Here is a 9754-nt window from a genome sequence, read left to right as displayed (position 1 = left end):
GTATCGCCTGTGACGGAGGCCTTGTGGGCTTCACTGCCTTTCTGGTGGGTGACGCCGTCCTTGTCTGTGAAGCCGTCCTCGAACGACTTCTTGGCATTGTCCCACGCACCGCCGCCTGCGGTCATCGAGATCGCCACGAACAGGCCGGTCACGATCACGCCCAGCAGCATGGCACCAAGCGCGGCAAAGGCGTCAGCCGGCGTCGCGACGGCGCGCACCACAAAGAACACGACGACAGGCGAGAGAACCGGCAACAGCGACGGTACGATCATTTCCTTGATCGCCGCCTTCGTCAGCATGTCCACTGCCCGGCCATAGTCCGGCCGTTCGGTACCCTGCATGATGCCCGGCTTTTCCTTGAACTGCCTGCGGACTTCCTCAACCACGGAACCGGCGGCCCGTCCGACGGCGGTCATGGAGATGCCGCCGAAGAGATAGGGCAGCAATCCGCCGAACAGGAGCCCCGCCACCACATAGGGATTGGAGAGCGAGAACAGGGTGCCGACGTCAATGCCGTAGAACACCGAGCCCTCGGCTGCCGTACTTGAGAAGAACCTCAGATCCTCCGTATAGGCGGCAAACAGAACCAGGGCACCGAGACCTGCCGAACCGATGGCATAGCCCTTGGTGACCGCCTTGGTTGTGTTGCCGACCGCGTCCAGCGCGTCCGTCGTACTGCGCACCTCGGCAGGCAAGTCGGCCATTTCGGCAATACCGCCTGCATTGTCTGTCACCGGCCCGAAAGCATCGAGCGCCACGACCATGCCGGCCAGCGCCAGCATCGTGGTAACAGCGATCGCAATGCCGAAGAGGCCGGCAAAGGAATGGGTGACGAGAATACCGGCAATGATGATGAGCGCCGGTAATGCGGTCGCCTCAAGGGAAACTGCCAGCCCCTGGATCACGTTGGTGCCGTGCCCCGTGACGGAAGCCTGGGCAATCGAACGCACCGGCCGGTAGTTCGTACCGGTGTAATATTCGGTCACCCAGATGATCAGTCCGGTTACCACCAAGCCGATCAGACCGCAGAAGAAAAGGTCCATTCCGGAGAAGGTCACGCCACTGGACGTGGTGTATTCCGTACCGGCACCAATCCAGCCGAAGACGATGATGGCCAGCGCCACCGCCGACAGGACCGCAGTTGCGATGAAGCCCTTGTAAAGCGCTCCCATGATCGAATTGCTTGCGCCGAGTTTGACGAAGAACGTTCCGATGATGGAGGTGACGACACAGCTGGCCCCGATCAGGAGCGGCAGAAGCATCAGTTGCGTAGCCTGGTCGCCCGCAAAGAAGATGGACGCAAGAACCATGGTGGCCACCACAGTCACCGCATAAGTCTCGAAAAGATCGGCCGCCATACCGGCACAGTCGCCGACGTTGTCGCCGACATTGTCCGCAATCGTCGCCGGGTTGCGTGGATCATCTTCCGGAATACCGGCTTCCACCTTGCCGACCAGATCGCCGCCGACGTCCGCTCCCTTGGTGAAAATGCCGCCGCCGAGACGGGCGAAAATGGATATCAGCGAAGCGCCGAAGCCGAGAGCGACGAGAGCGTCGATCACGGTCCGGTCGGTCGGTTCCATTCCGGCGAACTGGGTAAGAACAGTGTAATAGACCGCAACCCCCAACAGCGCGAGGCCGGCAACCAAAAGGCCGGTGACGGCACCGGCCTTGAAGGCAATTTCCAGTCCCGCGCCCAGGCTTTGGCTCGCCGCCTGGGCCGTGCGCACATTGGCACGGACGGACACCATCATGCCGATGTACCCGGCAGCCCCTGAAAGAACCGCCCCAATGGCAAAACCGATTGCTGCCGGTCCTGAAAGCAAAATCCACGCAAGTATGAAAACAACTGCCCCAACGATGGCAATCGTTGTGTATTGCCGGTTGAGATAGGCTTTAGCCCCTTCCTGGATCGCACCTGCGATCTCCTGCATGCGGGCGTTGCCCGCATCCGCCGCCATGACGGATTGAATTGCCCATGCCCCATAGGCGATGGATAAGAGGCCACAAATAATGATGACGACAAGCTCGGTCATGCTTCCTCCCAAGGCTGCGGCGGACCGATTTTGTTGTTCTTATTTCCGCCAGACTGCGCCCCACACCAATTCCCCAGCGTGAGGAGTAAACACGATAGCAGCAAATTGGAGCGCTTCGTCAAGCTCTCACATTGTTTAATTTAACAGTTCCGTTGCGGCATTGTTTGGTGCAGCGCAGTAGAAATGCTGCATTGACGAAACTGGAAATCATTTTCACTTTAAGCAGTTGTAACTGCTTTCTTTTCTGCAACCACAAGCCATCCAAGAAGGCCGAGACACAGGACCACGAACGGGAAAACGAGAACATTCACCGTTCCCCAGCCGAACAGGTTGAGCAACGCGCCTGAAGAAAAGGAGGCTGCGGCCACGAATCCGAACACCAGGAAATCGTTCACCGCCTGGACCAGATTGCGTTCTTCCGGCCGGTAGGTTTCGGTCAACATGGCGGTCGCGCCAATGAAACCGAAGTTCCAACCAAGCCCAAGCAGGACAAGTGCCGTCCAGAAGTGGGTGATCTCGATCCCCGTGAGAGCAACAATCGAGCAGGCTGCCAGAAGCGCCAGACCGATTGCCACGATCCGCTCCTTGCCGAAGCGGCCAATGAGGTTGCCGGTAAAGAAGCTGGGGCCGAACATGGCCAGCACGTGCCACTGGACACCAAGTGCTGCGTCGGTTTCCGACAAGCCGCAGCCGATCATGGCGAGCGGGGTTGCAGTCATGACCAATGACATCAGCGCATAGGAGCAGATGCCGCAGGCAGCCGCGACGATGAAACGGGGCTGTGTCATGATCCTGGACAACGGCCGGCCGCCCGCCTGGGCGTGGCTCAGGCGGGGCGGTTTCGGAATTTTCAGAAAGGCAAGCAGTACCAGGGCAACCACCGCCAGCCCGGCCTGAGCCAGATAGGTTCCCGCAAACAGCACCGGTGCGAACATATCCTTGGTTGCGATCACTGTTTGCGGACCGATGACTCCGGCCAGAACACCGCCTGCCATAACCCAGGAAATCGCCTTCGGCTTGAAGGCATCACTCGCAGTGTCCGCTGCGGCAAATCGGTATTGCTGCATGAACGCCCCGGCAAAGCCGCCAAGACAGCAGGCAAGCGCAAAGAGTAGGAAATGATCCTGAAACACGGCCAGGGAAGCCAGCAAACCCGAGGAAATACCCAACAGGGAAGCTCCCATGAAGCCGGCCCGCCGGCCGAAGCGGCGCATGATCATTCCGGCCGGGATCGTTCCGAAGGCCGTACCCAGCACCATCACGGAAATCGGTAGCGTTGCCAGAGACTTGTCATCTTCCAGCATCATATATCCGACAAGCGGCCCGGTTGCCATGACGATGGATGCAGCAGCCCCCCCCAAAGCCTGCGCAAAGGCCAGCAGCAAAGCGTTGCGCTTGGCCAGACGGTCATCGACAAACGAATCCGGTGAAACGGCGTTCATGTGCAGTCTTTCAAATTAGGAAGATAGAAAGGCAAGGCGGAAGAGGTAGCACGACCGGCTTTCGCTGGGAAGTAACGGATGAAACAGATCTGTTCGCGCCGGCAGCATCACCGAAAGGCATCATCCTGCCAGATGGTCAGAAATGCCGGAAACCGCCTTCTTGTGCGTATACGACCGGTTTTCCGCCTGCGAGAAGCTTCACGGTGCCCTTGTCTTCCGTAACCCTTCCCACGGCAGTGACCGGACAATCAGCCGCCTCTGCCGCGGTCATGAATTCCTGCGCCTTTTGCTCGCAAACGCTGGCCAGAATTTCGTAGTCGTCGCCACCATTGAGGTAACCCGCCAAGTCGTCGGCGCTCCGGCCCTTCAGGTCCCGCAGCACGTCCGACAAGGGAACCTTGTCCATGTCGATAGAAATACCGACGCCCGACGCCTTTGCCATATGCGCGCAATCGGCAATGAGCCCGTCGGAAATATCCATGGCTGCATTGGCGTATTCGGTCAGGGGGCCGGCGAGCCGGGTTCTGGGCCTGGGCAGAAGATAGCGGTCGAGAATATGGCGTTCCTGAACGGCGGACAGGCCGTGGGTTTTGCAGAACTGCGGATCGAGCCGCGCTTTCAGCCCGGCGGCCGCGTCGCCGATCGTGCCGGTAACAAAAAGGAGGTCGCCGGGTCTTGCGCCGGACCTCCGGACCGCCCTGCCGGTTGCCACCTCACCGATGGCGGTGACGGATACCTGCAGGCCGTTGCCGGAGCGGATGGTATCGCCGCCCAGCAACTGGACATCGAAGGCGGCCTGGTCGGCAGCCAACCCCTTGCAAAAGCGGCACAGCCAGCTTTCCGTCCAGTTTGACGGAAGAGCGAGACCAAGCAGGTAACCGCGCGGTCTTGCCCCCTTGGCGGCAAGATCGGAGAGATTGACCCGAAGCGCCTTGGCGGCAATCGCTTCGGGCGCGTCATCGGCAAAAAAATGGATATCGGCGGCCAGCACGTCCTTGGTCAGCACCAGATCGTAACCGGCCCGGGGCGTCAGGACTGCCGCATCATCTGTCAGCCCGAGGCTGCCAGGATCATTGGCCAGGGGCGCGAAGTAGCGCTTGATAAGTTCGAATTCTCCCGGCCGGTCCGCACCCATGATCAGGAAGCGCCGTCCGCCTTGCCGGTGTCGAGCTCCGCGTTGCGCAGCTCATGGGCGAGCCGGTCGAGCACACCGTTGACGAGGCCCGGTTCGTCGTCCTCGAAAAAGGCCTTGGCGACGTCGATATATTCGGAAATGATCACCTTTGCCGGCACGTCCTTGCGCCGAAGCAGTTCATAGGAACCGGAACGCAGGATCGCACGCAGCAGGCTGTCGATCCGCTTCAGCGGCCAGTCTTCGGTGAGCGCCGTATGAATATAAGGGTCGAGGAACTTCTGGTCGGCCACAACGCCGGCGACGATGTGCTTGAACCACTGCTCGTCGGCTTCGCGGTATTGCGCCCCGTCAAGTTCCTTGCCGAGGCGAAAGGCGGTGAACTCGCTGATCACGCTGGTCAGCGGCGCACCGCCCACGTCCATCTGATAGAGAGCCTGGACGGCAGCGAGGCGGGCAACGCCGCGCTTGTTGGCGGGGCGCACAGTCTTAGCCGGTTTTTCCGGGTCGGCCTTTCCGGTCATTTTTCTTATACTCCAAGCCGTTCGCGCAGGGCGATCATGTCGAGGGCTGCCTGTGCGGCCGCACCTCCCTTGTTCTTGTCATCCACTTTCGCGCGGGCCCATGCCTGTTCACCGTTCTCGACGGTCAGGATGCCGTTGCCAACCGCCAGATCGGCATCGACGATCAGGTCCATGATCACCCGGTTCGATTCATTGGCGACGATGTCGTAATGGGTGGTTTCACCGCGGATCACCGCGCCCAGCAGAACAAAGCCGTCATAAAGCACACCGTCATTTTCCATTGCAGTCAGGGCCATGGAAAGCGCCGCCGGAATTTCCAGGACCCCCGGCACGGCGATCCGGTCATAGCTGGCACCTGCGGCCTCAATGGTCTTGATCGCCCCCTCGGCAAGCGCGTCGGCAAGTTCGTCGTAGAAACGGGCTTCAATGATCAGAAGTTTCTTTGCTGCGCTCATGGGTCTCTCAATCCTTTATAAGGCCGCGACAGGAACCACGTCTGCCCCGGTTTGTCCAGTCTCATTCGAGACCGTTACTGAATGGGACCGCGAAACCTCAGCAACAAGCACGCCGCCAGAGAATTGCGATCCGGGATCATAACTCTTTTTGAAGGTGTTGGGGCGTCCCCTACCCGGTCTTGGAAAATTCCGCAAGACGCGCGGCATAGCGGGCCATCATATCCACTTCAAGGTTGATCTTGTCGCCGACCTGGCGTTCGGACCAGGTGGTGACCTCCAGCGTGTGCGGGATCAGGAACACGGAAAAGAGCAGCCCGTCCACCTCGTTGACGGTAAGCGACGTGCCATCGAGCGCGACCGACCCCTTCCTGGCGATGAAAGGCGCGGCCTCTGCCGGAGCCTCGAACTGGAAATAGACGGAATCGGGATGATCTTCCCGCTTGGTGACGGTCGCCATGCCATCGACATGGCCAAGCACCAGATGGCCGCCGAGCTCTGCCCCCATGGTCAGCGAACGCTCCAGGTTGAGCTGCTGGCCGACCGCCCAGCCGGATACGGTGGTCAAGGCCAGAGTTTCCGCAGCCGATTCCACTTCGAACCAGTTGCCGTTGGAGCTGTTCGCCTTGGCCGTCACCGTGTGGCACACACCACCACAGGAGATGGACGCACCAATATCGAAGGTCTCGGTGTCGTAATCAGTGCGGATACGGGTCCGCTTGCCGGCCGGTATGTCTTCGATGGAAAGAATTTCGCCAAGGTCGGTCACAATGCCGGTAAACATGTCAGTTTCCACGCCGTCTGAGGGAAATGAAGCGGTCGCTGCCGAACGTTCCGGCATCGACCCGCTCGAATTTGGGGTCTTTCAAAACATCCGCAAGATCAAGATCATGCAAGGCCGGTATGCCGCCGCTGCCGATCTCGATATCGCCGGTGACGACGCAAATGTCATCGACCAGATCCGCCTTCAGGAAGGAGGTCGCCAGGCGCGCACCACCTTCCACCATGAGGCGGGTGATGCCGCGGGTCGCCAGGGCACTCAGGATCACGGCCGGTTCAATGCCCGTAACCGTGGCCGGCACTCGAATGACGTTGACGCCGGCGGCGGCCAGATCCTCGATCTTGCCGGGATCGGCGTCATTGCCGCAGATCAGCCAGACAGGCACGTCCGCGCAGGTCCGAACCAGCTTGGAGCCAAGCGGCAGACGTGCTCGCCGGTCGATGATCACCCGCACGGGTGAACGCTCGGCAAGACCGGGCAACCGGCAGGTCAGCTGCGGATCGTCTTCAAGCGCCGTACCGGAGCCGACCAGGATCGCATCGAATTCCGCGCGGAACCCGTGCACCTTGCGCATCGACAGCGGACCGGAAATCCTGACCTGACCGTCACCGGCCCGCCCGATAAAACCGTCCTTCGACCTTGCCAGTTTCAGGAACACCTGCGGACGCTGCCTGAGCTGACGCAGGCTGAAGCCGCGATAGAGCGTCTGCATCGCCGCTTCGCGAACGCCAACGATGACCTCGAGACCGGCCTCCCGAAGCATCGCGACACCCCGCCCGGCGACACGCGGATTGGGGTCCGGCATGCCCACGACCACCCTTTTGATTCCGGCTTCGACCAGGGCCAGCGCACAAGGCGGCGTGCGGCCGTAGTGGGAACAGGGCTCAAGCGTGACATAGCAGGTTGCTCCCCTCGCCCGGTCACCGGCCTGTGTGAGTGCATTGACTTCGGCATGCGCCATGCCCGGACGCGAGGTGACACCGCGCCCGACGAGAATATCGCCCTCGTCCTCACGCACGATCAGGGCTGCAACGGAAGGATTGGGCCACACACGCCCGAAGCCACGGCGCGCCAGACGTTCGGCGGCTGCCATGAAGCGCAGGTCCTTGTCGGAAGTATCCGGCATGAAGGTTCGGTCCCGGAAGATCAGTTGCTGTCCACGGGCGCTCCGTCCGGCCCGCTGAGCTCATCCAGAAGGGCCTCGAAATCCTTGGCTTCCCGGAAGTTCTTGTAGACGGACGCAAACCGCACATAGGCGACGTCATCAATGCCCTTCAGGCCTTCCATGACGTGATTGCCGATGGTTTCTGCGGTGATTTCGCTTTCGCCGGAGCTTTCAAGCTGACGCACGATGCCGCTGACCATGCGCTCGATCTTGTCAGGATCCACCGGCCGCTTGCGCACGGCGATCTGGACGGAACGCATCAGCTTTTCCCGGTCGAAAGGAACCCGGCGGCCCGAGCGCTTGAGCACTTGCAATTCGCGGAGCTGTACCCGCTCGAATGTCGTGAAACGGCCGCCGCAGGTGCTGCAGATCCTGCGGCGGCGAATGGCGGTGTTGTCCTCGGTCGGGCGGGAATCCTTAACCTGGGTTTCCTCGCCGCCGCAAAAAGGACATCTCATGTCTCAAAGCTCCTGACCGAGCCCTTCGGATTATTTCCCGTAGATCGGGAACCGGGCCGTCAGTGCTTCTACCTTGGCTTTGACCGCAGCTTCAACAGCCGCGTTGCCATCTTCACTGTTTGCAGTCTTCAAACCGTCCAACACTTCCGTGATCAGCAGGCCGACTTCACGGAATTCGGCAACTCCGAAGCCACGCGTGGTCGCTGCCGGCGTGCCGAGGCGAATACCGGAGGTGACGAAAGGCTTTTCCGGGTCGAACGGGATGCCGTTCTTGTTACAGGTGATGTTGGCGCGGCCGAGCGACTTCTCGGCGGATTTGCCGGTCGCGTTCTTCGGACGCAGGTCCACGAGCATCAGGTGGTTGTCGGTACCGCCGGAGACGATGTCGAGGCCCTGTTCCTTCAGCACTTCGGCAAGCGCCTTGGCATTCTCGGCGACCGAGCGTGCATAGGTCTTGAATTCCGGCTGCAGGGCTTCCTTGAAGGCAACGGCCTTGGCGGCGATCACATGCATCAGCGGACCGCCCTGGAGACCCGGGAAGACCGCGGAATTGATCTTCTTGGCAATCGCCTCGTCGTTGGAGAGGATCATGCCGCCGCGCGGGCCGCGCAGGGACTTGTGGGTGGTGGTGGTGACCACATGGGCATGCGGCACCGGAGACGGATGCACGCCGCCCGCCACGAGGCCGGCGATGTGAGCCATATCGACCATCAGGTAGGCGCCGATGCTGTCGGCGATTTCACGGAAACGCTTCCAGTCCCAGACGCGGGAATAGGCGGTGCCGCCGGCCAGGATCAGCTTCGGCTTGTGTTCATTGGCAAGGCGCTCGACCTCGTCCATGTCGAGAAGGTGGTCTTCCTGACGCACGCCATAGGACACCACGTTGAACCACTTGCCGGACATGTTGACCGGGGAACCGTGGGTCAGGTGGCCGCCGGAATTGAGATCCAGGCCCATGAAGGTGTCGCCCGGCTGCAGCAGGGCCAGGAACACTGCCTGGTTCATCTGGCTGCCGGAGTTCGGCTGGACGTTGGCGAAGTTGCAGCCGAAGAGCTCCTTGGCGCGCTCGATCGCCAGGCTTTCCGCAATGTCGGCGAATTCGCAGCCGCCGTAGTAGCGCTTGCCCGGATAGCCTTCGGCGTATTTGTTGGTAAAGATCGAGCCCTGCGCTTCCAGAACGGCACGGGAAACGATGTTCTCGGACGCGATCAGCTCGATTTCGTGCTGCTGGCGGCCAAGTTCCTTTTCGATGGTGCCGAAGATCTCCGGATCGACCTCGTCGAGGCTACGGGTGAAAAAACCGGTCTGCAGGGACTGAGAAGAGCTTTCCATCAAAGACATCCCACCATCCTTCGTGTCTTATTTTAAGGAACCGCGGCGCAGGTTTTGGAGACGTCCTCAGGACAGGATCTCGTGGCATGGCCGACATGACGCGAGGGAGTATCACAGCCAAACCCGAGAACCAAGGGCCTTAGCGACGCGTTAGGTTTGGAAAACGACACCATTGTTCCGCAAACCCAAATGAGTGTCGTTTGCGGAACAACTTGGCAGCAAGAGCCCTTGGAAACGGAAAAGAATCGCACCTATTGCGAGCGTGTCAGTCGAAGGAAATCGGAGATTACCTGACCAGGCAGACTGGCCATTGTTGAACAACGACAACTTTCTTGCGCCCATTTTCCGCCAGGGCACGTCAGATGCGCGCATTGCCGGAGAACCCGTTTCGGCGATTGCGGCTTTGCTAGCCCCCTTGAAATGCGGGGATCA

The 9754-nt window shown here is 60.6% G+C and carries 9 protein-coding genes; all 9 read right to left on the bottom strand.

What is annotated here, in order from left to right; all coding sequences use genetic code 11:
* The coding region (locus tag ACQY7U_RS19920) for a sodium-translocating pyrophosphatase (RefSeq protein WP_428648297.1) at nt 1–2036 on the bottom strand (2036 nt) is incomplete at its 3' end.
* 218 nt (nt 2037–2254) lie between these two features.
* On the bottom strand, nt 2255–3478 hold the full coding sequence (locus ACQY7U_RS19915; RefSeq protein ID WP_428648293.1) for an MFS transporter: 1224 nt from the start codon (nt 3476–3478) through the stop codon (nt 2255–2257).
* A gap of 136 nt (nt 3479–3614) precedes the next feature.
* On the bottom strand, nt 3615–4613 hold the full coding sequence (gene thiL, locus ACQY7U_RS19910; protein WP_428648290.1) for a thiamine-phosphate kinase: 999 nt from the start codon (nt 4611–4613) through the stop codon (nt 3615–3617).
* Between the two features lie 2 nt (nt 4614–4615).
* Nucleotides 4616–5134 carry a transcription antitermination factor NusB gene (nusB, locus tag ACQY7U_RS19905; protein ID WP_428648288.1) on the bottom strand — a complete coding sequence of 173 codons (519 nt, stop codon included), beginning with the start codon at nt 5132–5134 and terminating at the stop codon, nt 4616–4618.
* Between the two features lie 5 nt (nt 5135–5139).
* Nucleotides 5140–5589 (bottom strand): 6,7-dimethyl-8-ribityllumazine synthase, encoded by a 450-nt coding sequence (ribH, locus tag ACQY7U_RS19900; protein ID WP_428648285.1) that lies wholly within the window; start codon nt 5587–5589, stop codon nt 5140–5142.
* Nucleotides 5590–5758: 169 nt separating this feature from the next.
* Nucleotides 5759–6370, bottom strand: coding sequence for a riboflavin synthase (locus tag ACQY7U_RS19895; protein WP_428648282.1), 612 nt, complete (start codon nt 6368–6370; stop codon nt 5759–5761).
* 1 nt (nt 6371) lies between these two features.
* A complete protein-coding gene (gene ribD / locus ACQY7U_RS19890) occupies nt 6372–7493 on the bottom strand; it encodes a bifunctional diaminohydroxyphosphoribosylaminopyrimidine deaminase/5-amino-6-(5-phosphoribosylamino)uracil reductase RibD (RefSeq protein WP_428648279.1) in 1122 nt (373 codons plus the stop codon).
* Nucleotides 7494–7513: 20 nt separating this feature from the next.
* On the bottom strand, nt 7514–7990 hold the full coding sequence (gene nrdR / locus ACQY7U_RS19885) for a transcriptional regulator NrdR (RefSeq protein ID WP_428648277.1): 477 nt from the start codon (nt 7988–7990) through the stop codon (nt 7514–7516).
* Nucleotides 7991–8020: 30 nt separating this feature from the next.
* Nucleotides 8021–9322: a serine hydroxymethyltransferase gene (glyA, locus tag ACQY7U_RS19880; RefSeq protein ID WP_428648274.1), complete on the bottom strand. Its 1302-nt coding sequence runs from the start codon at nt 9320–9322 to the stop codon at nt 8021–8023.
* Between the last annotated feature and the right edge of the window lie 432 nt (nt 9323–9754).

This window comes from Roseibium sp. (assembly GCF_050301095.1).
Classification (GTDB): domain Bacteria; phylum Pseudomonadota; class Alphaproteobacteria; order Rhizobiales; family Stappiaceae; genus Roseibium.
Note: the sequence above shows the minus strand (reverse complement) of the source record. Positions and strands in the feature narration are given on the sequence as shown.